The 24,528-nt window shown below is 61.7% G+C and carries 21 protein-coding genes; 11 read left to right on the forward strand and 10 right to left on the reverse strand.

Annotated elements, in window-relative coordinates:
• Positions 1-11: 11 nt before the first annotated feature.
• Positions 12-1,511 carry a purine-cytosine permease family protein gene (locus MKK04_RS03625; RefSeq protein ID WP_233693833.1) on the reverse strand — a complete coding sequence of 500 codons (1,500 nt, stop codon included), beginning with the start codon at positions 1,509-1,511 and terminating at the stop codon, positions 12-14.
• Positions 1,512-1,606: 95 nt separating this feature from the next.
• Positions 1,607-1,996 carry a YybH family protein gene (locus MKK04_RS03630; RefSeq protein ID WP_207832376.1) on the reverse strand — a complete coding sequence of 130 codons (390 nt, stop codon included), beginning with the start codon at positions 1,994-1,996 and terminating at the stop codon, positions 1,607-1,609.
• Positions 1,997-2,234: 238 nt separating this feature from the next.
• Between MKK04_RS03630 and ycaC the strand changes: the two genes are divergently transcribed.
• From ycaC to MKK04_RS03665, 7 genes are all read left to right on the forward strand, one after another.
• On the forward strand, positions 2,235-2,855 hold the full coding sequence (gene ycaC / locus MKK04_RS03635) for an isochorismate family cysteine hydrolase YcaC (protein ID WP_186673804.1): 621 nt from the start codon (positions 2,235-2,237) through the stop codon (positions 2,853-2,855).
• A gap of 229 nt (positions 2,856-3,084) precedes the next feature.
• Positions 3,085-3,903, forward strand: a complete 819-nt coding sequence (gene ppk2 / locus MKK04_RS03640; RefSeq protein ID WP_207832378.1) for a polyphosphate kinase 2 — start codon at positions 3,085-3,087, stop codon at positions 3,901-3,903.
• Positions 3,904-3,939: 36 nt separating this feature from the next.
• The gene (locus tag MKK04_RS03645) at positions 3,940-5,136 is read left to right on the forward strand and encodes a monovalent cation:proton antiporter-2 (CPA2) family protein (protein ID WP_241106254.1); all 1,197 of its coding nucleotides are present in this window, start codon (positions 3,940-3,942) and stop codon (positions 5,134-5,136) included.
• A gap of 38 nt (positions 5,137-5,174) precedes the next feature.
• Positions 5,175-6,272, forward strand: coding sequence for an AI-2E family transporter (locus tag MKK04_RS03650; RefSeq protein WP_207832381.1), 1,098 nt, complete (start codon positions 5,175-5,177; stop codon positions 6,270-6,272).
• A 13-nt stretch (positions 6,273-6,285) separates the two neighbouring features.
• Positions 6,286-7,806, forward strand: a complete 1,521-nt coding sequence (locus MKK04_RS03655) for an efflux transporter outer membrane subunit (protein ID WP_241106255.1) — start codon at positions 6,286-6,288, stop codon at positions 7,804-7,806.
• Entirely contained in the window at positions 7,803-8,900 is a 1,098-nt protein-coding gene (locus MKK04_RS03660; RefSeq protein ID WP_241106256.1) for an HlyD family secretion protein, read from the forward strand. Before MKK04_RS03655 ends, MKK04_RS03660 begins: the two co-directional genes overlap by 4 nt.
• Positions 8,890-9,900, forward strand: a complete 1,011-nt coding sequence (locus MKK04_RS03665; protein WP_207832387.1) for a DUF2955 domain-containing protein — start codon at positions 8,890-8,892, stop codon at positions 9,898-9,900. The genes MKK04_RS03660 and MKK04_RS03665 overlap by 11 nt, the downstream gene beginning before the upstream one ends.
• Before the next feature lie 119 nt (positions 9,901-10,019).
• Here the strand turns inward: MKK04_RS03665 and MKK04_RS03670 are convergent, their stop codons facing one another.
• The 8 genes from MKK04_RS03670 to MKK04_RS03705 all read right to left on the reverse strand — a co-directional run bounded on the left by MKK04_RS03670 (position 10,020) and on the right by MKK04_RS03705 (position 20,125).
• Positions 10,020-11,732 carry a SulP family inorganic anion transporter gene (locus MKK04_RS03670; protein WP_207832390.1) on the reverse strand — a complete coding sequence of 571 codons (1,713 nt, stop codon included), beginning with the start codon at positions 11,730-11,732 and terminating at the stop codon, positions 10,020-10,022.
• A 327-nt stretch (positions 11,733-12,059) separates the two neighbouring features.
• Positions 12,060-13,250 (reverse strand): YbfB/YjiJ family MFS transporter, encoded by a 1,191-nt coding sequence (locus MKK04_RS03675; RefSeq protein ID WP_241106257.1) that lies wholly within the window; start codon positions 13,248-13,250, stop codon positions 12,060-12,062.
• Between the two features lie 33 nt (positions 13,251-13,283).
• Entirely contained in the window at positions 13,284-13,715 is a 432-nt protein-coding gene (locus MKK04_RS03680) for a DoxX family protein (protein ID WP_233688078.1), read from the reverse strand.
• 169 nt (positions 13,716-13,884) lie between these two features.
• The gene (locus tag MKK04_RS03685) at positions 13,885-14,997 is read right to left on the reverse strand and encodes an alkene reductase (protein ID WP_207832396.1); all 1,113 of its coding nucleotides are present in this window, start codon (positions 14,995-14,997) and stop codon (positions 13,885-13,887) included.
• A gap of 156 nt (positions 14,998-15,153) precedes the next feature.
• On the reverse strand, positions 15,154-16,122 hold the full coding sequence (locus tag MKK04_RS03690) for an XdhC family protein (RefSeq protein WP_233693835.1): 969 nt from the start codon (positions 16,120-16,122) through the stop codon (positions 15,154-15,156).
• Between the two features lie 52 nt (positions 16,123-16,174).
• On the reverse strand, positions 16,175-18,394 hold the full coding sequence (locus tag MKK04_RS03695) for a xanthine dehydrogenase family protein molybdopterin-binding subunit (protein WP_241106258.1): 2,220 nt from the start codon (positions 18,392-18,394) through the stop codon (positions 16,175-16,177).
• Positions 18,387-18,860 carry a (2Fe-2S)-binding protein gene (locus tag MKK04_RS03700; protein WP_207832400.1) on the reverse strand — a complete coding sequence of 158 codons (474 nt, stop codon included), beginning with the start codon at positions 18,858-18,860 and terminating at the stop codon, positions 18,387-18,389. Before MKK04_RS03700 ends, MKK04_RS03695 begins: the two co-directional genes overlap by 8 nt.
• Entirely contained in the window at positions 18,857-20,125 is a 1,269-nt protein-coding gene (locus MKK04_RS03705; protein ID WP_241106259.1) for a c-type cytochrome, read from the reverse strand. The genes MKK04_RS03700 and MKK04_RS03705 overlap by 4 nt, the downstream gene beginning before the upstream one ends.
• A gap of 331 nt (positions 20,126-20,456) precedes the next feature.
• On the opposite strand from MKK04_RS03705, the gene MKK04_RS03710 reads away from it, so the two are divergent.
• From MKK04_RS03710 to MKK04_RS03725, 4 genes are all read left to right on the forward strand, one after another.
• Positions 20,457-21,671, forward strand: coding sequence for an MFS transporter (locus MKK04_RS03710; protein WP_241106260.1), 1,215 nt, complete (start codon positions 20,457-20,459; stop codon positions 21,669-21,671).
• Positions 21,672-22,085: 414 nt separating this feature from the next.
• Positions 22,086-22,988 (forward strand): LysR family transcriptional regulator, encoded by a 903-nt coding sequence (locus tag MKK04_RS03715; protein ID WP_207832406.1) that lies wholly within the window; start codon positions 22,086-22,088, stop codon positions 22,986-22,988.
• Positions 22,989-23,083: 95 nt separating this feature from the next.
• Positions 23,084-23,692 (forward strand): DsbA family protein, encoded by a 609-nt coding sequence (locus MKK04_RS03720; RefSeq protein WP_207832408.1) that lies wholly within the window; start codon positions 23,084-23,086, stop codon positions 23,690-23,692.
• Between the two features lie 166 nt (positions 23,693-23,858).
• Positions 23,859-24,503 (forward strand): hydrolase, encoded by a 645-nt coding sequence (locus MKK04_RS03725; RefSeq protein WP_207832410.1) that lies wholly within the window; start codon positions 23,859-23,861, stop codon positions 24,501-24,503.
• Positions 24,504-24,528: the final 25 nt, after the last annotated feature.

Raw genomic sequence — 24,528 nt, forward strand, 5'->3', positions numbered from 1 at the left:
TCGGTTTCCAGTCAGGCCATTTCGGCAGTGGTTACCGGCGTGTGCGCGGTGCTTTTGCAACGCACCCAACGCGGGCCCAGGGGGCCATACACGCCAGCAGGTTCGGGGAACAGGTTGAGCAGCAGCAGGTACAGCACGCCGGCCAGCCCCAGGGTGACCGGCAGGCTCAGGTCGATGCCACCGGCCAGGTCGCCCAGCGGGCCGACGAACTGCCCTGGCAGGTTGACGAAGCACAGGCCGACCGCCGCGCTGGGGATCCACGCCCCCATGCCGCGCCAGTTCCAGCCATGCAGGAACCAGTAGTGGCCGCCACGCTGGCCGCGGGTGAACACCTGCAGGTCGTCGGCATGGTAGAAGCCGCGGCGAGTGATCAGGCCGAGGATCATGATCACCATCCACGGGCTGGTGCAGGTGATGATCAGCACGGCGAAGGTCGACACGCTCTGCACCAGGTTGAAGGTGAAGCGGCCGATGAAGATGAAGCCGATCGCCAGCACACCGATCAGCAGTGTGGCGCCGGCACGGCTGAGCAGGCGTGGGAACACGCTGGACATGTCCAGGCCAGTGCCGTACAGCGCCGTGGTGCCGGTGGACATGCCACCGATTACCGCAATCAGGCACACCGGCAGGAAGAACCAGCTTGGCGCCACCGCCAGCAGGCCACCGACGTAGTTGTTGGCGGCGATGTAGTCCGGTGCCTGGGTGGCCACCAGGGTGGCGGTGCACAGGCCGAACAGGAACGGGATCAGGGTCGCGCCCTGGGCCGCGATCACCGCCAGCATGATGCGCGCCTTGGGCGTTTCACGCGGGATGTAGCGTGACCAGTCGCCGAGGAACGCACCGAACGACACCGGGTTGCTCATGGCCAGGATCGCCGCGCCGACAAAGGCCGCCCAGAAGCCCGCCTGGCCGAGGTTGACGCTGCCCGCGTAGCCGGCATCGAACGGCCCGGCAAAGGCAACGATGCCCAGCAGGAACAGCAGGCTCGAGGCCCACACGGCAACTTTGTTGACCCACAGCATGAAGCGGAAGCCGAAGATGCACACCACCAGCACCAGCACCGCGAACAGGCCGTAGGCCAGGCCCAGGGTCAGGTCGGTTTCCGGCAGGCCAGCCAGGCGCTTGGCGCCGCCGACCAGGGCGTCGCCCGAGCTCCACACCGACAGCGAAAAGAACGCCACTGCGGTGAGCAGCGACAGGAACGAGCCGACGATGCGCCCGTGCACGCCAAAGTGCGCGCCCGACGACACCGCGTTGTTGGTGCCGTTGAGCGCACCGAACAGGCCCATGGGCGCGAGGATCAGCGCGCCCACGCCGACGCCGAGCAGGATCGCCCACACGCCGGCCTGGAACGACAGCCCGAACAGCACCGGGAAACTGCCCAGCACGGCGGTGGCGAAGGTATTGGCGCCGCCGAAGATCAGGCGGAACAGGTCCAGCGGGGAGGCGTCGCGTTGATCGTCGGGGATCTGTTCGACGCCGTTGGTCTCGATACCGGTCGAGTGGCTCATGGTGATGCTCCAGCGCGGTTGTTGTGGGCCGGCGCAGTGCGCGGGCCTTCTTGTGGGTGCGATGGCAGGGCGGCAGGGCCGCGTAAAAAAGCAGATCAGGCCGGCGATACGACCGACAGGTGCTCGTGGCAGGCCAGCCACTGTTCGCCGTGGCGGCGGAAGACGATGGTCTCGCGCTCGCTCAACTGGTGTTCTTCGCCGGCGATGCGGATGTGCGTGGCCACATCGTGCATGAAGATCGCCACGTCACCTTGCAGGCTCACCTGGGCATTGCCTGATTCGCAGGCGAGCACGGCGAAACCGTCGGCCTGCCACTGGGCCCAGAGTTGCTCGTAGGCACGGCGCGACAGCAGCGGTTGCGGCAGGGTGTGGAAAAGGAAGCTGGCGTCTTCGCTGAAGCAGGCGAAATAGCGGGCGGTGTCGTTGCTGGCGAACGCGGCAACGAGGTCGGCGGCGGCTTGCCGTACCTGGAGTGTCTGGTCCACGGGAGTGGCCTCACGGTTCTTGTGATTGTGGTGAAGCGATTCTGGTGGCGGTCGGCGAGGGGAAAAATCGCTGCGGGCAAATAATCAGTTCAGGAATTTGTGAAGTGACGGCTGTGCTTTCCTTACTGTGGGAGCGGACCGCTACAGCCAACAATGAGCCAACCGACTGACGGTCCCCCCCAGCTCTCATCCTTGCCTACGCTGATACACCCAACCCGCTGAAGCAAGGAGAACTGTCATGGCCTTCCAATACAAGCGTCTGGACAAGAACAACGCTGCTGTGCTGCTGGTTGACCACCAGACTGGTCTGCTCTCGCTGGTAAGGGACATAGACCCAGACCGCTTCAAGAACAACGTCCTGGCCCTGTCGGACCTGGCCAAGTACTTCAAGCTGCCGACCATCCTCACCACCAGTTTCGAGACCGGCCCCAACGGCCCGCTGGTGCCCGAACTGAAAGAGCAGTTCCCCGACGCCCCGTACATCGCACGCCCTGGCAACATCAACGCCTGGGACAACGAGGACTTCGTCAAGGCCGTCAAAGCCACCGGCAAGAAGCAACTGCTGATCGCCGGGGTGGTGACTGAAGTGTGCGTGGCCTTCCCGGCACTGTCGGCGCTGGAGGAGGGCTTTGAGGTATTTGTCGTCACCGACGCCTCCGGCACCTTCAACGAACTGACCCGGGACTCGGCCTGGCGGCGCATGGAGGCGGCCGGGGCGCAGTTGATGACCTGGTTCGGCGTGGCCTGCGAGCTGCACCGGGACTGGCGCAATGACATCGAAGGGCTGGGGACCCTGTTCTCCAACCATATTCCGGACTACCGCAACCTGATGACCAGCTACAACAAGCTGGCCAGGTAATCCGGCCTTGAAGGCACCGCATACCCTGTGGGAGCGGGTTTACCCGCGAAGACGTCGGTAGATCCACTGACGCATTCGCGGGTAAACCCGCTCCCACACCCTCCCCGGAACACCCACCAGCACCCGCAGAATCAATGAGATAGAACCAGGCCTGCGAAATCTGCAAGCGAAGCGGCAAAGCGCCATGGATCGACCATACTGACTCTTCATCCGCCCTCAGGAGAGTGCCATGTCGAAGTCGTCCAGGAAGAAAGATCCCAGGAACCAGCCGAAAAAACTGGGCGGCAAGGCCTATGAGAAGGAACTCAAGCAGCTGCATGTGGAACTGGTGAAACTGCAGGAGTGGGTGGTCGCCAAGGGCCTGAAGGTGTGCATTGTCTTCGAGGGCCGCGACGGTGCTGGCAAGGGCGGCACCATCAAGGCCATTACCGAGCGTGTCAGCCCGCGAGTATTCCGCGTGGTGGCGCTGCCGGCACCGACCGAGCGGGAAAAGACCCAGATGTACGTACAACGCTACCTGGGGCACTTGCCCGCTGCAGGCGAGGTAGTGATCTTCGACCGCAGCTGGTACAACCGCGCCGGTGTCGAGCGGGTGATGGGCTTCTGCAGCGAAGAGCAGAGCAGCAAGTTTCTCACCGTGGTGCCGCTGTTCGAAAAGATGATGGTCGAGTCGGGGATCATCCTCATCAAGTACTGGCTGGAAGTCAGTGCCGAAGAGCAGACCCGCCGCCTGCAAGACCGCATCAACGATGGCCGCAAGCTGTGGAAGCTGTCGCCGATGGACCTCAAGTCGTACACCCGCTGGGATGAGTACACCCGGGCCCGCGACGACATGTTCGCCGCCTCCGATTCGTCCTGGGCACCTTGGTTCATGGCCCATTCCAACGACAAGCGCCGTGCCCGGCTGAACATCATCAGCCATCTGCTGACGCGCATTCCCTACAAGGACATTACCCGCGACGAGGTAGTGAAGTTGCCCAGGCGCGGCAAGATCGGCAAATACAAGGCCGTGAACTATCCGTTCAAAGTCGTCGAAGAGCGTTTCTGATCCTTCCCTGCGGGGAGCAGCGGAGAGAGCGAGCCTATGCCACATGACGGCAGCCTGTTGCAGGCGACGGTGGTGTTCCTGCTGGCCGTGGTGCTTCTGGTGCCGCTGGCGCAGCGTTTGAAAATGGGGGCAGTGCCCGGCTATCTGCTGGCGGGCATCCTGATAGGGCCGTCGGTGTTTGGCCTGCTGAACAACCCGGATAACGTGGCGCGCCTGTCGGAGATGGGTGTGGTGATGCTGCTGTTCGTCATCGGCCTGGAGCTTTCGCCGAGGCGTTTGTGGACCATGCGCCGGGCGCTGTTCGGCATCGGCTCGCTACAAGTGGGCCTGAGCGCCATAGTGCTTGGCCTGCTGGCGTACTGGCTGTTCGGCCAGTCGAAGCAGGCAGCCATCGTGCTGGGCTTGGGGCTGGCGCTGTCGTCCACCGCGTTTGGCCTGCAAGTGCTGGCCGAGCGCAAGGACCTGGGCAAGCCGCATGGTCGCCTGGCCGTGGCGATCCTGTTGTTCCAGGACATTGCCGCGATCCCGCTGATTGCCGTGGTGCCGTTGCTCGGAGGTGACGTCAGTACCGCCGACGAAGGCGCCTGGCCGGTGCTGGCGGTGGTGGCTGGTATAGGTGTGGTGATTATCTTTGGCCGCTACCTGCTGACCCCTGTCTTCAAATGGACAGTCGGTTCGGGCCTGCCCGAGCTGTCGACCGCTACCGCCTTGCTGGTGGTGCTGGGCACTGCCTGGGTGATGGAGCACGTGGGCGTGTCCATGGCGCTGGGGGCATTCCTGGCGGGCGTCTTGATGGCTGAGTCGCCTTTCCGCCATGAACTGGAAACCCAGATCGAACCCATCAAGGGGCTGCTGCTGGGGCTGTTCTTCGTTGGCGTGGGGATGAGTGCCGACCTGCGCCTGCTGTTCGGCATGCCATTGCTGGTACTGGCGCTGACCCTGCTGCTGGTGGTCATCAAGCTGCCGCTGCTGTATGGCCTGGGGCGCATGGCCGGTGGGCTCAACCAGCCCCAGGCGCTGTGCCTGGGCGTAGTGCTGGCGTCTGGCGGCGAGTTTGCCTTCGTGGTGTTCAAGCTGGCACTCGACCATCAGGTGCTGGCGCAGCAGGTGCATGACCTGCTGGTGCTGGCCATCACCTTGTCGATGGCGGTGGTGCCCTTGGTAATGATGGCCCTGGCGCGGCAGTTGCGTGACGACAGCCCAGCCCAGGCAAGCCCTGAAACGGGCCACTGAATCGCGCCACATGGCGCACCTGAGTTCGGAGGTGAAGCATGCAACCGGGTCTCAAGCTGGACAGCCGCCTGTCGCGGGGCTTGCTCGATGTGCTCATCAAGGCCGGCCTGGTGGCGGCGCTGGTGATGTTCGCCTTCCAGACGTTCCAGCCGTTCCTGGAGCTGATGCTGTGGTCGGTGATCCTGGCGGTGACCTTGTATCCGCTGTATTGCCGCATCCAGCGCCGCACAGGGCTCAAGGACGGGCTTTCAGCGACGCTGGTGGTGCTACTGGTACTGGTCGTGCTGCTGGTGCCGATCTACCTGGTGGTGATGTCCATCGGCGAATCGGTGGACAGCCTGGTGACGCTGCTCAAGAGCGGTGCCTGGAGCGTGCCGGCACCGCCTGATTCGGTGGCGGCCTGGCCATTGATCGGGCCGAAGGTGCATGCCCTGTGGCTGGCCGCTTCGGAAAACATGGCCGGTGTGCTGAACCAGTGGATGCCCCAGCTCAAGGGCGCCGGGCGCACGGTGCTGGGTGCAGCAGCCAGCGCAGGGGGGGCGTTCCTGTTGTTCATCGCGGCGATCATCGTCTCGGGCATCATCATGGCGTTTGGTGACCGCGGTGAAATCGCGGCGCAGCGCATTGCCATGCGGGTGTCGGGCGAGGAGCGTGGCAAGCCACTGGCCAAGCTGTGCACCGCCACCATTCGCGCGGTGGCCCAGGGCGTGATCGGCATTGCCTTCATCCAGATGCTGCTGATCGGTGTCGGCTTCGTCATCAAAGGGGTACCGGGGGCGGGGATGCTGGCCATCGTCATCCTCATGCTGGGGATTGCCCAGGCGCCGGCCACGTTGATCACGGTGCCGGTGATCATCTACGTATTCAACGTCGAAGGCTTTACCGTGGCGACCATCATCTTCGCCATCTACAGCTTTGTCGCCGGGCTTGCCGACAACGTGCTCAAGCCGCTGCTGCTGGGGCGCGGGGTGGACGTGCCGATGCCGGTGGTGTTGATCGGGGCGCTGGGCGGCATGGTGGTCAAAGGCATCATCGGCCTGTTCATCGGCCCGGTGATCCTTGGCGTCACCTACGTGCTGTTCTGGCAGTGGGTGGCGCTGCAGGTGCCGGAAAACCCCGTCGAGCCATCGGCGTAAGCCAAGGCCCGCCATGCCCGGACGCTTCCATGGTTGTGCACTGAGCCTGGCTGCCATGTTGGTGGGCTGTACCCAGGTCGGCCCGGATTTCCGGCCGCCGCAGGACCCGTGGCTGGGCACCTGGAACACCCCGCTGCTGGAACAGGCAGGGCGGCAGGCCGCAGCGCCCGACCTGCGCCAGTGGTGGGCCGTGTTCGCCGACCCGGCCCTGGATGCCTTGATCGCCGAGGCCGATGCCAACAACAGCAACCTGCGCGTGGCTGGCTTGCGTATTGCCGAAGCCCGTGCCCAGCTGGCCATCGTGCAGACCGGGCGTTATCCACAGCTGCAGCAACTGCGCGCCCAGAGCCTGTACCTGAAACAGGACCAGTCCGGCACCGCCACCGCTCGCGACTCGGTGTTCTGGCAATCCAGTGCGGGCTTCGACATCGGCTGGGAAATCGACTTCTGGGGGCGCTTCAGCCGCGCCATCGAAAGCGCCGACGCCGTCTACTTTGCCTCCCAGGCCAACTACGCCGATGTCATGCTGCTGTTGCGTGCGCAGGTGGCCGACACCTACTTTGCCCTGCGCACCGCCGAAGCGCGGCTGGATATCGCCGAGGAAAACGCCCGCCGTCAGGCGCGCAGCCTGGAGATAACCGAGCGGCTGTTCCGGCATGGCGAAAACGACGAACTCGACTGGCAACAGGCGCGCACCCAGTACCTGGCTACCCAGGCCACCATCCCCGAGTTCCAGAACCAGCTCAATGCCCTGCGCAACGTGCTGTGCTCGCTGCTCGGCAGGCCGCCCGGGCCGCTGCCGCAGCTCGATGCAGGCCACGGCCAGCTGCCGTTGCCGGACCGTGCCGTGCTGCAGGACGTGCCTGCCAGCCTGCTGCAGCGCCGCCCGGACATCCGCGCCGCCGAACAGGCGGTGGCGGCACAGTCGGCGCTGGTCGGGGTGGCCGAGGCCGATCTTTATCCACAGCTGAGCCTGCTGGGCAGCATTGGCTGGAGCTTCGTCTCGGCCAATCACCTGCCCGATACCTTCGACATCGCCGCCGGGCCCAGCCTGATCTGGAACCCGTTCGACTATGGCCGGCGCAAGAACGCCGTGCGCGTGGAAGATGCCCGCTTGCAGCAACTGATCGAGCTGTATCACCAGGGCGTGCGCGAAGCCGCGCGCGAGGCCGACGATGCCGCCAGCGGACTGGTGCGCTCGCTGCAGAGTGCAAGTATCCGCGAGCAGGCCTCGCAGGCCGCGCAGCGCTCGCTGAACCTGGCCAGCTCGCAGTACCGCGAAGGCTTTGCCGACTTCCAGCGCGTGCTCGACGCCCAGCAACTGCTGCTGCAGCAACAGGACGGTTACCTGGTCAGCCGCGGCAATGCCGTCAGCAGCCTGGTGACGCTGTACAAGGCCCTGGGCGGCGGTTGGGACGCCAGCCGCGCACCGATCGACCCGGCCACGCGCCAACAGATGCAGCAACGCACCGACTGGGGCGAGCTGCTCGACGAGCCAGCCCCCAGCGCACATGCACAAGGTGAACCGAAATGAGCGACGCCACGCCAACGCCAACCCCGCCAGCCCCCGATCGCGGCATGCGCTGGGTGCTGCTGCTGATTGCCGTGAGCCTGCTGTGGTACCTGCTGGCCGACCGTTTCACGCCCTACACCCAGCAGGCCCGCCTGCAGGCCTACGTGGTGCCGGTGAGTGCCGAGGTGGCCGGGCAGGTGAAGCGTGTGGCGGTGGGCAACAACCAGGAAGTGCGCAAGGGCGATGTGCTGTTCGAGCTGGACCAGGAGCAGTACCGCATCGCCCTGGCCCGCGCCGAAGCCGACCTGGACACGGTACGCCGGCAGATCGGCGCCCACACCGCCGGCATCGACTCGGCCCAGGCGGCACTGGTGGCGGCCCAGGCCAACGAGCGCAAGGCGCGGCAGGACGCCGAGCGGCTCAAGCGCCTGATCGATGAAGACCCCGGCACGGTGTCGGTACGCCGCCTGGAAGGCGCCCAGGCCACCCGTGACCAGGCCATCAGCCAGGTGGCGGCAGCCCGTGCCGAAGTGGAGCGGGCCCGTGAGCAGCAGGGCGGGGCGCAGGACGACAACGCCCAGCTGCGCAGCGCGGCGGCCAATGTGGAAAAAGCCCGCCTGGACCTGGCGCGCACCGTGGTACGCGCCGACGCGAACGGGCTGATCACCGACCTGCGTACCGACGTTGGCCACTATGTCGGCGCCGGCAGCCCGATGATGACTCTGATCGCCATCCATGACGTGTGGATAAGTGCCGACATGACCGAGAACAACCTCGGTCGGCTGCGCCCTGAAACCCCGGTGCTGGTAGTGCTCGATGCGCTGCCCGGCACGGTGTTGAAGGGGCGTATTCGCAGCATTGGCTACGGCGTGAGCGTGGGCCAGAGTACCCCGCCGGGTACGTTGCCGACCGTGCAGAACAGCCGCGAGTGGCTGCGCTCGGCCCAGCGCTTCCCGGTGATCGTTGAACTGGAGCGTGACCAGTTGCAGGACAAGACTGGTTTGCGGGTCGGCGGCCAGGCCGAAGTCATGGCGCTGCCCAGCGAGGGCAACCCATTGAACCTGCTGGGCCGGTTGTTCATGTGGCTGATGAGCTGGCTGTCTTATGCCTATTGAGCTGCGCCGCCTGCGCGCCCTGCGCCTGGCCTGGGGCGTGGCGCTGTGCCTGGCGGTGAGTTTTGGCATCGGCCTGCCGGTGCCGATCCTGGCGCCGGTGTTCGCGGTGCTGTTGCTGGCCATGCGCAGCCAGCCCTTGCCCCTGCGTGCGGCACCGGCCCTGGCGGTGCTGGTGCTGCTCAGTTGCGGCAGCGGGCTGCTGCTGATTCCGCTGTTGCGCCATGCCCCGGTGAGTGGGGTTTTGCTGGTGGGGGTGGGGGTTTTTCTGACTTTGCGTTATGCGCTGAAAGGCGGCAACGGCCTGCTAGCCAATTTGCTGGTCATCGGCCTGACCATGATCGCTGCTGCTGGCACCAGCGACTTCACCTTGGCGCTATCGGTGGTCGAAGCGCTGGCCAAAGGCATGCTGCTGGCGGTGCTGGGCACGGCGGCGGCGCATGTGCTGTTTCCCGAGCCGGCCAATGCGCCGGCGCCACCGGCACCACCGTTGCTCGACAGTGACCAGGTGAGCTGGGTCGCTTTGCGTGCCACGCTGATCGTGATGCCGGCCTTTTTGCTGGCGCTGATTGCCCCGGACCAGTACATGCCGCTGATCATGAAGGCAGTGAGTCTGGGGCAGCAGGCCGGTGAGACCCGCGCGCGACATGCCAGCCGCGAGCTGATCGGCTCGACCTTGCTTGCCGGGTTGCTGGCGATACTGATGTGGGGCGCGTTGAGCCTGTTCGTGCACCTGTGGATGTTTTTCCTGTGGGTGCTGCTGTTCGTCCTTTGGCAGGGGCGCAGGCTCTACCGTGCGGTAGATACCAGGCAAAGCCCGGCGTACTGGGTGAGTTGCCTGACGACCATGCTGATTTTGCTGGGGCAGTCGGTGCAGGACAGCGCGGGCGGGCAGGATGTGTACCGCGCCTTTGCCGTGCGCATGGCGCTGTTTCTGGTGGTGTCGGTGTACGCTAGCGCCATGCTCATATGGATTGATCGGCGTCGGGTTCGGACTGTTTAGCTCTTCTGTACTGGCCTCTTCGCGGGCACGCCCGCTCCCACAGGGATCGCACAAACTTCAAGGTTGTCGTTGTACCTGTGGGAGCGGGTTTACCCGCGAAGAGGCCAGCACAGGAAACCCTAGGGCCTCCAGTCAACCCCACTCTCTTCCAGATAGGCATCCACCGCTGCACCTACAGTGGGATGGAATGCCGACTCCCCCATATGCTCGAACAACTCGAACTGCCGCATCTTGTCCTTTACCGGGTCCTTCATCTCGGCAAACTGCAATTCCACCCCCTGCGCCTCCAGCGCCCGGTCCAGCTCGGCCAGCATGTCCGCCGAGGTGATATCGATGCTGGTCACCGGCTCCGCCGCAATCACCAGCCGTTGGACCGGGGTAGGCGACGCATCCACCGCAGCCATCACCGTGTTCTGGAACTGCTCGGCATTGGCAAAGAACAGCGGCGCATCCCAACGCAGCAGCACCAGCCCCGGAATGCGTCGGGCCTGTGGATAACGCAGCACGTCATGGTAGCCACGGGTGCCATCCACCCGGCCCAGCACCGCATGATGCGGCCGCCAGCCGTCCCACAGGAATTCGATCACCGACACCGCCACGGCAATGCCGATACCGGGAATGGCCCCGAATACCGCCACGCCGACGAAGCAGGTGAATGACAGCCAGAACTCCCATTGCTGCATGCGGAAGATGCGCTTGAGGTCGGCAAACTCGAACAGGCCCAACGCTGCGGCAATCACCACCGCCGCCAGGGCGCTGTTGGGCAGGTGTTGCATCAGGTTGGGCGCCACCAGCAGCAACAAGGTTACCGCCAGCGCACCGATGATGCCGGTGAGCTGGGTCTGCGAGCCGGCCGCTTCGGCCACGGGGGTACGTGACGAGCTGCTGCTGATGGGGATGCCCTGGAACAGCCCGGAGGCCAGGTTGGCCACACCCAGGCCGAACATTTCCTGGTTCGGGTTGACCGGCATCTTCATGCGCGCGGCATAGGAGCGCGACAGCACACTGGTATCGGCGAATGACACCAGCGCCACGGCAATCCCGCCCAGTACCACCTCGACCAGGTCGATGTCGGTGACCCAGGGAAACACGAAGCTTGGCAGGCCTTGGGGCAACTGGCCGAGCACTTTCACACCTTGCTGGTCGAGCCCTAGCAGGCTCACCGCCAGCGTGGCCAGTACCACCGCAATGAGAATGCCCGGCAAGCGCTTGAACGGCTTGAGCAGCAGGATCAGCGCCAGGCTGCCGCCGCCGACCACGAAGCTTGGCCAGTGCCCTTGGCCGGCAAGCAGTGCTTCGGCCAATTGCCAAAGGTCGCGCAAGGGGCCTTGGCTATCGACTTTGATACCGAATAGCTTGGGCAACTGGCTGATCAGCACCGTGAGGGCGATGCCGTTCATGTAGCCATAGCGGATCGGCTTGGACAGCAACTCGGTGATGAAGCCCAGGCGCAGCAGCCCGGCGATCACGCAGAACGCCCCGGCAACCAGGGCCATCAGGCTGGCGATGGCGATAGCCCGCTGCGGGTCGCTGGCGGCGTACTGCACCACTACCGCCAGGATCGGTGCGGCCAGCGCCGAGTCCGGGCCCAGCACCAGGATGCGGCTGGGGCCGAACAGGGCATAGGCCAGCAGCGGGATGATGGTGGCGTACAGGCCGTAGATGCCGGGTACGCCAGATGCCTCGGCATAGGCGATGCCCACCGGCACCAGCATGGTGGTGAGCACCAGGCCGGCGGCGATGTCCCTGGGCAGCCAGGCGGGTTGGTAGTGGAGCAGGGTGACCAGGCCGGGGAGCCAGCGTTGCCAGTCGAGGCGGGGTTTTTCGGGCATGGGGCGTGCGTCCAGGGGAGGGTGCTGAATCACAGCTTAGATGCTGAATTTCGGCGCCGCTCTGCGGCCCTATCGCGACACAAGGTGATCTGGTCAAGTAATTTTGGACACCGGTTAAGGTTCATGCCGCTGCGTTGAGCTTTTTTCATGGCCGTTGTAGCTGTGGAGGCGCTTGAGGTTGTAGCGCATCAGGCAAGCCTGGATATCTATTCGTGCCTGCGCTTCGGTCTCATAACCTCCTGCCGGGACCTATTCTGATTTCAATGCCCCGAAAAATCGTACTCCCCCCTCAGATGAAGCCCCAGCGTGATGCTGGGGTTTCGGTTTTCAAACGGTCTGAATCGATGCTGTTCGGGCCTCGCGTTTGAGGATCAGGTCGAGCAGCAGAGCCAGAATCAAGGCACCTGCAGCGACGCTGAACAGCACGCCATGATGACCGTTGCTGCTTGCGAACAGCGCTGAGTATCCATATCCCGCAATGGCTTGGAAGCTTGCGAAAGCTACTGTAGCGCGGCTCCAAGTCGCGTTCTGCTGCGTGTGCCCCTCTACCAGATTGTGCACCCGAGCAAGGACCAAAGGAACGATACCTGGTGGGAATGAGCCTATGAGCAATGCCGCTGCTCCAAGCAGGCGCAGATCATGGGTCTCAATCAGTACACCTACTGCGATAAGTTGGGCAATCAGGACAATCCGAATGCCTGTCCGAGCGCCCAGATGATCCGCCAACAGCCCGTAAAGCACCGGACCTGCAATGGCACCGATACCGTACAGGCCCCACATCAACGCTCCTGCATGGGTTCCTGCACCAAGGCCGCGGCTAACGTAGTCCACCAGGAACATCATGGGTGCAACCAGCGCAGTCGCCATCAAAGCGTACTGGCCGAACAAAACCATTACGGCGGATGAGGTTGCAGCTTCAGGTGTAGTCGGTGTCGCTTGATGGTGAGGATGATCGGCCGGCCACCCCGCCCAGCTGCTGACAGTGAGCGCGAATGAGAGTGCCGCTAAACCAAGCCAGGTTTGCTGAAGCCCTTTGGCCAACAGCCAGGGAACCAGGCTTGCAGCTCCTGCGATTCCCAATCCGATACCAAGGAAAATCGCGCCACTTGCGAGGCCCCTTCGGTTGGCAGATACATGTGGCAGGATAGCAGTTGCTGCCAGCACCATGATCACGCCACCGGCGATGCCTGAAAGCAGACGCCAGAAGAAGAACCAGCTCACCGACAGCGGCCAGGCGCAGCCAAGGAATGCCAAGCTGACCATGACCATCATGAAACGCAGCACGGTTGCGCTTGACCATCTGGCGGCCATTGGCCGGCCAATCAAAGCTCCAATCAGGTAGCCGGCCAGGTTTGCCGCGCCAAGGAAAACGACTGCAGAGCTGGCAAACCAATGGGCTTCAATAAGTGCCGGGATGAGTGGTGTATAAGCGAATCGTGCCAATCCGATGCCGACGAGGCTGGCACAGAGACCAGCCCAAATCGGTAGCCAGGGGGCACGTTGTGTGGATGTAGTCATGACTTCCCCCTGCGCCGTTCGCGGCGTGAAAGGTTAGACGGGATTGAGTTGGGCTTTCGCAGTCCGAGCTTTGATGTTGGCCACCAGCGCATCGAGGCTCAGCGCACCGCCGCCAAAGGCTGCGATCTGCAACAAACCGCCGGCAATGGAAATGTTCTTGAAGAAGTTAATGAACTGACCTTGATCAGCCAGATTGTTATGGAAAGCAAACGCTGCCATTACCGTGAATAGAGCCATGACCACAGCGACAATGCGCGTTTGAAAACCAATGATCAACAGTGTGGCGAGACCAAGTTCCACACCAAGTGCGGCCAAGTAGCTCAGCAATGGGAACGGCAAACCACTTGACTCGATATAAGCAATGGTTCCCTCTGGTGAGGCCAGCTTGCTGAAGCCGCTAAGCAAGAAAAGAACAGCCAACAATACGCGGCCGGTTACTGCAGTGGTATTTTTTAGTGAGTTCATTTGATTGCTCCTGATTTTAAAGTTTGCCGAAGTGGCTTTCGATGGAGAAATCATAAATTCAGGCCAACTTGGCAACAATATGAACACTTTCGATTTGACTGTTTCAAAATCAGGGACAATTGGCACCGTACAGAACTGGCTGGGGCATCCAGCCAGTCTGTCGATCAAGTTACGGGTGTACGGGGTAGTCGATGTAGCCGCGTTCGTTGCCACCGAAGAAGGTGGTCGGATCAGGTGTATTGAGTTCCAATCCATCTCGAATCCGGCGTGGTAGATCCGGGTTGGCCAGGAACGGCCGACCGAAAGCCACAACGTCCGCGCGTCCTTCCCGAATCGCTTTCTCCGCAGAGGCCGCGTCATAACCGCCTGCGATGATCAACACACCGTTCCAAGCGTCACGCAGCTTCAAGATGATCTCGTCCCAGCGCGGGTCGAAGTTTTCGTCCTTCACCGTACCGACAACGGCAGGCTCTACGAGGTGGAGATACGCCAGCCCATAGCGGTTCAACGACTCCACGATGTAGGTGAAGGTCTCGATGGGGGTGTCGTCTCCCATGCCCATGAAACGTCCCATCGGGGTAAGACGCACACCGACGCGGTCTGCACCGATCTCTTGCGCAACTGCCTGAACGATCGCCAGGAGCAGGCGCGCCCGATTCTGATAAGTACCACCGTATGGGTCATTGCGCTTGTTGCTGTTGCTGTTGATGAATTGGTCGAGCAGATAGCCGTTGCCCGCATGGATTTCCACGCCGTCCATACCGGCCTCGATGGCGTTAAGCGCGGCGATGCGGTAGTCATCAATGATTGCGGCGATTTCTTCGGTTTCTAGCGCGCGCGGTACCGGCACATCCCCCCACACCCCGTTACCATCTTCGTCGACAATGAAGGTCTTGCCAGGCGCTGCGATGGCACTCGGTGCCACAGGCAGAGCGTTATCCGGCTGGAAGCTGGGATGCGAAACGCGGCCAACGTGCCAAAGTTGCATGAAGATGCGTCCATCGAGTTCGTGCACCTCATCGCTTACACGTTTCCAGGCCTGAATCTGTTCAGGGGTATAGATACCTGGAGTCCATGCGTAACCTTGCCCCTGTTGAGAGATTTGCGTGGCCTCGGTAATGATTAGAGCCGCGCTTGCCCGCTGGCCATAATACTCCGCAGCCATTGATGTCGGGACATCCCCAGGTTGACCAGCGCGAGACCGGGTCAATGGAGCCATCGCAATGCGATGAGGAAGTTCTAAGGCGCCCACACGAATGGGATTGAACAGATGGCTGGTCATTACTCAGTTCCTTTTGAAGTAAATTCAATAAATTCAAGAGATGAAACATCGTCGCTTCTGTTTGATGAAGTTAGGTTAATACCCAGACCGAAAATTGATAATCCGCAAAACCGGAGCAAGTGCATTGCGCAACTCGCAAAACCTGGGATCTCTGCCCTAAAGCGCAGTACGAGCTTTACCTCTGTAAACCCGCAGCACGTCAGCCATGACCGACAAGGCGATCTCGGCCGGGGTCCTGGAACCGATATCCAGGCCTATGGGCATGTGCAAGCGGTCTACGTCGGTAGACGACAGGCCGCCGATTCGCCGCAACCTCTCTGCTCGCTTTTCCGAAGTGCGCTTGGAGCCCATTGCACCGATATAGAAGGCAGGGGTGTGCACAGCTTCCATCAAGGCGAGGTCATCGATTTTCGGGTCATGGGTGAGCGCAACGACGGCTGTCGCTTCGTGGCAACCTCCATTGGCGATGTACAGCGAGGGCAACAGCGGAATCAGAGGCACCCCTTCGATTGGCATTTCGGCCGCTTCTTCCCGCGGATCGCAGGCAATCACTTCGAACCCGAGGGCTTTGGCGAACTGACCACAGGCCTGGGCGACGGGTGACATGCCGGCAAGTAGCAGGCGAAGTGCAGGACCTAGGTTAATTTCCAGACGGCTACCACGGCGAGTCACGGTGTCGGCTCCGTCTGCGTAACGCCGGGAGCTGAACAGGTCGCTTTCAAGTTCGATTATCCGCGTCAGCCGGTGCTGGCCACGCATTGCGTCGAGCAACTGGCTCAGGTGAGCCTTCCATTCCACGGTTGGTTCTCGATGCTCGACCAACACATCCAAGCTGCCGCCACAGGGAAGTTGCAGGCGGCTTCGCTCTTCAGCGGTACGTCCGTAACTGACAACCTGGGCGGGGGCCGCGTGCTCGCCACGGCCCAGCGCTTGGAGGAATTCTTCTTCGACGCAGCCACCCGACAACGAGCCGCAGTGCGCGCCGGACTGCGTGGCCACCAGCATTGCACCAGGCGATCTCGGCGCCGAACCGAAGGTGGAGAGCACGGTGCACAACCACATGCTTTGCCCTTCGTCGGCCCAGGCCAGTGCTTGCTCGAGTACCTTCACATCAAGATGCTGCATCTGCCGTTACCTTTCCAAGCACTTGACCGAACGTCGGCGACCTGCTCATTGCTCAGGCCTTGCGGGTAAGTGGTAACGCAAGCCGGCGGTGGCCGGTGGCATCGGCCACGGCGTTACCCAGCGCCGCCGCCATCGGGCCTTGGACGATTTCGGCAGCGCCAAGGAACGGCTGGCCAGGCTGATCGATCATGTGTACTTCCACGTGCTTGGGAAGCTGCGGGAAACGCAGGATCGGGTAGCCGCTCCAGTCGTAGCTGCGCACCCCGCCGGCGTCATAACTGACCGCCTCGTAAAGCGTCCAACTGCTCGACTGGACGATACCGCCTTCGACCTGATTGCGAAGGCCATCGGGGTTGACGATCTGACCCACGTCCACTGCGGTGACCACCCGCTGGATCTCGATGTCGCCAGTTTGCGGATGCACCTGGATTTCCACGGCCACCGCACAGTAACCCATGATGTTCTTGTAACGGGCGAAGCCCAGGCCGATGCCGCTTCCCGGAGCCGGTGAGCGGCGTGGCCAACCGAACTCGTCCCGGGCCCGCTCAATGACTGCTCGGGCCCTTGGGTCGGTGAGGTGCTCAAGACGGAATTCGACGGCATCCACACCCGCCTGATCCGCCAACTCGTCCAGGCAGGCCTCGATGGCGAAGACATTTATGTGCGCGCCCAGCGAGCGCATCGCCGAGGTCCGGAACGGCATCTGGGTGATGAAGTTCATGTCGATGCTAGCCGCACCGGTTTCGTACAGCGGGATCGCGTTGCGGTCGCCATCCCCCTCGGGCTGGGCAATCGGAACGGAGGGCATCGAGGTGAACGGGCGGGCGATCATCCGCGCCGGCACCAGGCGTCCGGCGTTGGTGATGCGCTCGTTGTGCGGGGTGGTCCACAGCTCGTACTTCCAGTCGTTGATCCGCCCGTCACTGCCCAGGCTGGCTTGCAGCTCGGTAAGCATGGCCGAGCTGTAGGGTTCCCAGAGGTTTTCCTGTTCGCGCATCCATTGAACTCGCACGGGTACACCTGGCAGGCGCACGGCGATCAGGGCAGCATCGGCCGCGGCGTCATCGGCGCCATTGTGTCCGTAGCATCCCGAGCCTTCGGCGTGGATGCAGCGTACGGCGGCTGGCGGCAGGCCGACCATTTCGGCGATGCCGGCACGCAGCGGGAACACTCCCTGGGTGTGGGTCCAGACCGTCAGCATGCCGTCTTTGAACCAAGCTATCGAACAGGATGGGCCGATGGAACCGTGCATCAGGTACTGCTTGGTGACCCGCGCCCGGTACGTCTTGCCGCTCGAAGGCGCTGGGGTCCCCTCATGCTTGATGGGATAGCGCTTGGACTGCAACTTGGGCAGCAACTGGTGAATCACGGCTTGGTCCGGGATCACGTCGCCACCGGCCCACGTCGCGGCCTCGTAGCCGGCGCGCATGGCTTTGACCGCTTGCCACTCATCTTTGGCTACCACCGCGAGGTAATTGCCGTCCCGGATCACCTTGACCACACCCGGCAGGCGTTCGATGGCGGGCATATCAAAGCCGGTGAGCTGGCTGCCCGGGCGCGGCGGTCTGATCACGCGGGCATGGAGCATGCCCGGCAAGCGCATGTCCTGTACGAACGCTGCGGCGCCAGTGACCTTTGCAGGGATGTCGAGCCGCTGCACCGCATGGCCGATAAGCTTGAACTGTTCAGGTGAAATGTCAGGTGACTTGGCCTGGGCGTACTGATGGAGGTCCACCCCAGCCACGGCGTCGGCATATCTCATGCGCGCCCCGGACGGTGCGGTAATCATCGCATCACCAGTTTTCAGCGAGGCGACGTCCAAGCCCCAGTGTCGAGCGGCAGACTCCATGAGCATTTGGCGAACCTGCGCAGCCGCGTTGAATAGCGCCGTGCCGCTGTCGAAAATCGTATGGCTGCCAGCCGTGTAGCCTTCGTTAGGGGTCAGGGCGGTATCCGCCGTGAGGAAGTTGACCGCAGCCGGCGCAACGTCCAGCCGCTCCGCTGCGATCTGCAGCAGCGCAGTCTTCACCCCGGTACCCAGCTCCACCTTGCCGGTGTACACCGTGATGCCTTCAGCCCCTACCTTGATCCAGGCGTCGAGATAGGGGTTGGTGCGCAGGCTGCCCGGCAGGTCGGGGGCGAGCACGACGGTACCGAGCGTGTCCACCTCGGTATCGGCCAGCGCCTTGCGGGCTACCGGCATCAGTGTGAAGGCCATCAGCAGGCTGCTGCCTTGAAGGAAGGCGCGACGACTGAATTCGCTGTTAGCCATGGAGACCACCGTTTTCAATGACGCGTGTAATGGCTTCGATAATCCGCAGGTGGGTACCGCAGCGGCACAGATTCGTCGCCATGTGGGTGCGAAGCGTAGCCTGGTCGGGCCGAGGGTTTTTCTCCAGCAAGGCCTGGGCGCGCATGATCATCCCGGCGATGCAGTAACCGCACTGGGCAGCCTGGGTATCAATGAACGCCTGCTGCAAGGGGCCGGGGTGCTCGGCCGTGCCCAAGCTCTCGACCGTGCGCACCTTGCGACCTTCCAGCCCCGCGCAAGGGGTCACGCAGGAAAACACCGGCTTGTCGTCGACGATGACGGTGCAGGCGCCGCACTGGCCCAGTCCGCAACCGTACTTGGCGCCGTTGAGCTCCAGCTGGTTCCGCAGGGCATAGAGCAACGGCATGTCCGGGTCGATATCCAGGCTGTGTACCTGGCCGTTTACGTTGAGATTCACCTTGCTCATGGGGTCTCCTGGCGCAGTGCCTGAATGGTTGCATCAACATCAGGCCACGGTTTGTCCGGGCTCGCCTGATGGCGGATGAACTCGGCCAGGGCGGTGAGCTGCTGGTCGTTCAGGCTCGCGGCGAACGGCGGCATGGCTGGGCCCGGTTCGCCGGGCGTGGGCGCGATGCCTTCCAGCACTGTCTTGATGAAGTTGCGTGGTTTATCGGCCTGGACTGCTGACGTGGTGGTCAGTGCCGGTCTGCCGTCGATGGCGCGCATGGGCGCCGCGCCGCCGTGGCAACCGGCACAGGCGCCTTGGAACAGATCATGGCCCAGACGGGCCGACTCAGCGGTTAGCGCGGTGCTGGCGCCGATAGGGCTCGGCTTGGCATCGCTCGCGGGCAGGCTCAGCAAGTATTCCGCGATGGCATCGACATCGGTCTGTGGCAGGCGGGCGAGCTCCTGACTGACCGGGCGCATTGGACCGGCCGGCGTGCCATGGTTGTCTACAACCTTGGCCTGCAGGTACTCCACCAGTTGTGTTTGCGACCAAGGCTTCTCGCGACTCGCCAGACCCAGCAAGGAGGGTGCTTCCCACCCATCGACCACGCCACCGGAAAGTGCTTTGGTGTCTTTTTCAGCGCCGAGGAAGTTCAGGGGTGTATGGCAACCCCCGCAGTGGCCTGCGCCTTCGACCAGGTACCGTCCACGGTTCCACTGTTGCGATTGCTGCGCTGCCGGCTCGAACGGCGCCGTGTGCAGGAACATCAAGTTCCAGCCCGCGACCAGCGGGCGAATGTTCATGGGGAACTTCATGCGATTGGGTGTCGCCGGCTCGTATACAGGCGGGCCACTCATCAGATACGCATAGGCATCGGCCAGGTCGTCGTCGCTGAGCAGGCGGTAGTGCTTGTACGGGAAGGCCGGGTAGAGAAAATGACCGTCTCTGGAGATGCCCTCGCGCATGGCACGTACAAATGCTTCGAACGGCCACTGGCCAATGCCGGTCGTGGCGTCCGGGGTGATGTTGGTGCTGTAGAGCGTGCCGAACGGCGTCACCAGTGGCAGGCCACCTGCGAGGTACTTGCCACCCGGGCGCGTATGACACACAGCACAATCGCCGGCTGTCACCACGTCGGCGCCTCGAGCGATTTGGGCCGTATCGAATTCCACAGGCTTATCGATCGGGTCGATCGCAGGTCGCCACATCAGCCCGAACGCTACAGCAAGTCCTCCTGCGCCGAGCGCAACAGCTGCAGATACCCAAAGCTTTTTACGTGACATCAATACCCACCTGGCTCTTGGCTAAGAGCGCCGACTGACGCCCTAAGCTACAGGGGCTTGAGATGGCGGACGCCAATCGAGCCGAACTCATCGAAGATCTCCTCATCTTCAACCTCGGCTTATTGGGTGCCGATTAGTTGAAGGCGTGAGCCTAAAGGAGCACGACTTACAGGGGTATAGGTACCTCACGCAACGAAGCTTTGCTCATCACGCAACGCTGCCAGTTTTGCGCAACTTGCATAACTTCGTTGCTGGAAGTTCGTATTCTCATGACTGTCCCTCACGCATAGGCTTGCTCCTGAACTTTCTCAACCCATTCGGAGATGTCGCCATGTCAGCGAGCAGCCCTGATGTAATTGCTTCACCGTCGGTGCATGCCGATACAGTCCCGACACTATCTAAAGCGTTGGTCATCTTTCTCGCGTTTTGCTGTGGCGCCGTAGTCGCCAACCTCTACTACGCACAGCCCATCGTTGAGCTTATTGCCCCAAGCATTGGCCTTTCGCCTGAACATGCCAGCCTGATCGTTTCGCTGACCCAGTTCGGCTATGCCGCTGGACTGCTGTTCTTGGTTCCACTGGCCGACCTGATGGAAAACAAGCGTCTGGTGATCGGCTTCACCCTGGTGGTAGGCGCATTCCTCGCAGCAGCAGGTTTCGCTGATTCGCCGTCGCTGTTCCTGATTGCCTCTCTGATGATCGGGCTTACTTCTGTCGCTGTGCAGATCCTGGTGCCGCTGGCCGCCCACATGGCGCCTGAGAGCAGTCGAGGCCGCGTGGTGGGCAACATCATGAGTGGTCTGTTGCTCGGAATCCTGCTGGCTCGCCCTGTTTCAAGCCTGGTGTCGGAGTATGTGGGCTGGAGGGGCGTGTTCTTCAGTGCCGCCGTGCTGATGGTCGTTATCGCGGCCCTGGTAGCGGCACTACTGCCTAAGCGCGTTCCGAATCATCACACTACCTACGCCCGCTTGATTGGTTCCGTCTTCGGCCTGGCTAAGCAATATGCTGTGCTTCGTGAGCGTTCTCTGTATCAGGGGTTACTGTTTGCAAGCTTCAGCTTCTTCTGGACTGTCGTACCGATCGAGTTGATCCGTCACTACGGCTTTACCCAGAACGGTGTAGCGCTCTTCGCTCTTGTGGGGGCCGTGGGCGCCATTGCAGCCCCGATCGCAGGCCGTCTGGCTGATGCAGGTCATGGTCACGCGAGTACACTGGTAGCCTTGGTTATGGCACCGGCTGCGTTGCTCATCGCCGGGATCCCTGGGCTGGGTTACCTAGGGTTGGTCGCTGCGGCGATCGCTCTGGATTTCGCCGTGCAAATGAACATGGTCCTTGGCCAGCGTGAAGTCTACGCCCTGGACCCCAACAGCCGTGCACGGCTGAACGCAGTGTTCATGACCAGCATCTTTGTCGGTGGTGCGTTGGGTTCGATGGTCGCGAGCCCACTCTACGAGAGCTTTGGCTGGGCGATTACCGCTTACGCTGCCGCAGCGATCCCCGCCTTGGCACTGGTGATTTTCTTCGCGAAGCACGTCGGTAAGCGTTGATCCGAACACATAGCTGCAAAAAAAACCGCGATCACCTGGAGCATCAATGCACTAGGTGTCGCGGCCCAAAGGGAGGACGTATCGGATTGACCAGGCGGACCTTAAATTGGGGAAGAATCTGCCCAGTCAGGCTTGGAGCCCAGGATTCATCACTATCGATTCGAAACCGTGGGAGGGTCGACAAAGGATAGCGAAGAGAGATCACACCTCTGTCCTCCAAGTGCAACAAAAAGCCTTAAGTTGCCTCAACAATGCTAATGGCATCTGCAACACGATTCTTGAATTTAGGTGCTCCTGCGACAGCACGCCTGTCATATCTCGAAGCCAGGCAAGTGGCTATGATCCAGATTGCCTGCCCCGTTGACCGGTGGCGACAATGGCTTCCCCTCATGGATCATCAGCTGAGTCGAATACATGGATAAGTTTCTCGCGTTGAGCATGTTCGTAGAGACCGTGCGTTGTGGAGGATACTCTGCAGCAGCGCGAAAGCTAGGCGTGGCAACATCGTCTGTAGCACGGCAGGTCGCTGCTCTGGAGGCGGATCTTGGCACTACACTCATTACACGTAGCACACGCCAGAACAGCCCGACCGATCTCGGCCAGGCCTATTTCGATCACGCCATCACCATCCTCGACGCTCTCGCTGCAGCAGATAGCATGGTTACCGACAGGGGAAGTGAAGCGAAAGGCAAGCTGCGGATTAGCGTTCCAGTGGAATTTGGTCGGCGCCTGATTTCGCCGCACCTTGGGCGGTTTCTTGCTGCCCATCCTGAACTGGAAGTGAGCCTGAACCTTAGCGATGAAATGGTCGATCTGTACAAGGATCGGATAGATTTAACGGTCCGACTCGGCTCAACCGTTTCCAGCGAAGAGGTGATCTGCACTACGGTTGGTCATTTTCAGCGTTGGTTAGTGGCTAGCCCTGCCTACTTGGAACAGCATGGCGCCCCAACGCAACCTGGTGATTTATTGGATCACTCGTGCATGCGCTTCGATTACGGAGGCCCCATGAGGGACTGGCATTTTGAAGTCGAAGACGAGACGGTATCCGTGGCGGTACAAGGCCGAATGCAAAGCAATAATGCCGACATCCTCAGGCATGCGGCAGTCGCTGGGCAGGGCGTGGCGCTGTTAGCTGATTGGTTGGTTGCAGAGGATGTGCAGCATGGACGGCTCACCCGCTTGATGCCTGAGTATGAGGTGAATCCAACGTCCGTGAATTCCTCTATCAATATTATTTACCTGCCTATAAATCGCGAGTCCACCCGCATTCGGGTCTTCGCGCAATTCATGAAAGAGTTACTGAATATTGCATAGCAGCTTACGCAATGCTCTATTGCGTGACGCGGGACTTCTGCTGTCTTGAGTAACTCCTTACCCTTAAGGTGAATAAATCCTTCAGGGTATCGAGCATGAATACTTCACCAATATTAGCGTTTGACTTTCTCGATCCCTGGGGTTGGATTGGGGTGCGTCGGCTTGCAATGGCGATGAATCAGGCCGGAAAGGCTTTCGACGTTACTTTCCAACCGTGTCGGTCTTCGCTGAGCCGGATAGCAGCAGGGATGTCATACGCTGAATTCTTGGAGCGCCGCTTCGGCACACAAGCTCTGATTCATCAGTCTCTCGTGACGACCGAGATGCAAAAGCTGGGCATGGAGCCTGCTTTTAGCCAAATCCGCAGCGTTCCTGATACCCGTCCCGCCCTTGCTGCTGTGCTGTGGCTGCAGCGAAATGAGAGATCTGCCGAGGCATTCGTGCAACGAGTGTACGAGGCTTTGTATTGCTACGGTGAGAACATCGGTGATGATGCCGTTCTGGAAAAGCTACTGAGCCAGGAGGCAGTGGCTTTTAGCGACATTAAGTCCTTCCTGCTTAGTGACTTGTTTAGTAGAGAGCTTCAGGAAACCGAAACCTCAGTCGCAGGTTGGGCCGGGCGTGTGATTCCTTCCTTTCGCATTAACGGCACTGTTGTCTTCGGCGCGCAGACTCCAGGTGTTCTGGCACCTATGTTTGCCTAGCGAATCACTGGTTCCATTTTGGAAACAGAGAAATCGAAATTGCTGTAATTGTGCACTTGGTTAGGTCGAAACAGAATGGCACCCATACCGCAGACAACGCCACCGGCATAGCGCGGTGACCCATTTAAAACCCATGGCTTTCAACCATTCTGAAGAGATCACGACCATGTCCAAACGCGAACTGCTGAACCCAACCAACTCCGCTCTGATCCTGATCGACCACCAGCCGCAGATGGCTTTCGGTGTCCAGTCGATCGACCGTCAGACCCTGAAGAACAACACCGTTGGCCTGGCCAAGGCCGCCAGGATCTTCAACGTGCCGACCATCTACACCTCGGTCGAAACCGAAAGCTTCAGCGGTTATATCTGGCCCGAACTGCTGGCAGTGAACCCGGGCGCCAAGCCGATCGAGCGCACCTCGATGAACAGCTGGGAAGACGCCAAGCTGGTTGAAGCCGTGAAGGCCACCGGCCGCAAGAAGCTGGTCATGGCCGCGCTGTGGACCGAGGTCTGCCTGACCTTCCCGGCTCTGGAAGCCATGGAAGCCGGCTACGAGGTGTACATCGTCACCGACGCCTCGGGTGGCACCACTCAGGAAGCACACGACATGTCGGTGCAGCGCATGATTCAGGCCGGTGCGATTCCGGTGACCTGGCAGCAGGTTCTGCTGGAATACCAGCGTGACTGGGCACACAAGGACACCTACCAGGCGGTCATGGACCTGGTCGTGGAACACAGCGGTGCCTACGGCATGGGCGTTGATTACGCCTACACCATGGTGCACAAGGCGCCACAGCGAACTCTGGGCTGAGCCCTTTAATGAAAGGAACCCGCAC

This window comes from Pseudomonas sp. LS.1a (assembly GCF_022533585.1).
Lineage (GTDB): Bacteria > Pseudomonadota > Gammaproteobacteria > Pseudomonadales > Pseudomonadaceae > Aquipseudomonas.

Excerpts from the sequence above, each read along its gene's own strand:
- MKK04_RS03625 (WP_233693833.1), bottom strand. The coding sequence starts at position 1,511 with ATGAGCCACTCGACCGGTATCGAGACCAACGGCGTCGAACAGATCCCC.
- ycaC (WP_186673804.1), top strand. The coding sequence starts at position 2,235 with ATGGCCTTCCAATACAAGCGTCTGGACAAGAACAACGCTGCTGTGCTG.
- ppk2 (WP_207832378.1), top strand. The coding sequence starts at position 3,085 with ATGTCGAAGTCGTCCAGGAAGAAAGATCCCAGGAACCAGCCGAAAAAA.
- MKK04_RS03645 (WP_241106254.1), top strand. The coding sequence starts at position 3,940 with ATGCCACATGACGGCAGCCTGTTGCAGGCGACGGTGGTGTTCCTGCTG.
- MKK04_RS03650 (WP_207832381.1), top strand. The coding sequence starts at position 5,175 with ATGCAACCGGGTCTCAAGCTGGACAGCCGCCTGTCGCGGGGCTTGCTC.
- MKK04_RS03655 (WP_241106255.1), top strand. The coding sequence starts at position 6,286 with ATGCCCGGACGCTTCCATGGTTGTGCACTGAGCCTGGCTGCCATGTTG.
- MKK04_RS03660 (WP_241106256.1), top strand. The coding sequence starts at position 7,803 with ATGAGCGACGCCACGCCAACGCCAACCCCGCCAGCCCCCGATCGCGGC.
- MKK04_RS03665 (WP_207832387.1), top strand. The coding sequence starts at position 8,890 with ATGCCTATTGAGCTGCGCCGCCTGCGCGCCCTGCGCCTGGCCTGGGGC.
- MKK04_RS03670 (WP_207832390.1), bottom strand. The coding sequence starts at position 11,732 with ATGCCCGAAAAACCCCGCCTCGACTGGCAACGCTGGCTCCCCGGCCTG.
- MKK04_RS03675 (WP_241106257.1), bottom strand. The coding sequence starts at position 13,250 with ATGACTACATCCACACAACGTGCCCCCTGGCTACCGATTTGGGCTGGT.
- MKK04_RS03680 (WP_233688078.1), bottom strand. The coding sequence starts at position 13,715 with ATGAACTCACTAAAAAATACCACTGCAGTAACCGGCCGCGTATTGTTG.
- MKK04_RS03685 (WP_207832396.1), bottom strand. The coding sequence starts at position 14,997 with ATGACCAGCCATCTGTTCAATCCCATTCGTGTGGGCGCCTTAGAACTT.
- MKK04_RS03690 (WP_233693835.1), bottom strand. The coding sequence starts at position 16,122 with ATGCAGCATCTTGATGTGAAGGTACTCGAGCAAGCACTGGCCTGGGCC.
- MKK04_RS03695 (WP_241106258.1), bottom strand. The coding sequence starts at position 18,394 with ATGGCTAACAGCGAATTCAGTCGTCGCGCCTTCCTTCAAGGCAGCAGC.
- MKK04_RS03700 (WP_207832400.1), bottom strand. The coding sequence starts at position 18,860 with ATGAGCAAGGTGAATCTCAACGTAAACGGCCAGGTACACAGCCTGGAT.
- MKK04_RS03705 (WP_241106259.1), bottom strand. The coding sequence starts at position 20,125 with ATGTCACGTAAAAAGCTTTGGGTATCTGCAGCTGTTGCGCTCGGCGCA.
- MKK04_RS03710 (WP_241106260.1), top strand. The coding sequence starts at position 20,457 with ATGTCAGCGAGCAGCCCTGATGTAATTGCTTCACCGTCGGTGCATGCC.
- MKK04_RS03715 (WP_207832406.1), top strand. The coding sequence starts at position 22,086 with ATGGATAAGTTTCTCGCGTTGAGCATGTTCGTAGAGACCGTGCGTTGT.
- MKK04_RS03720 (WP_207832408.1), top strand. The coding sequence starts at position 23,084 with ATGAATACTTCACCAATATTAGCGTTTGACTTTCTCGATCCCTGGGGT.
- MKK04_RS03725 (WP_207832410.1), top strand. The coding sequence starts at position 23,859 with ATGTCCAAACGCGAACTGCTGAACCCAACCAACTCCGCTCTGATCCTG.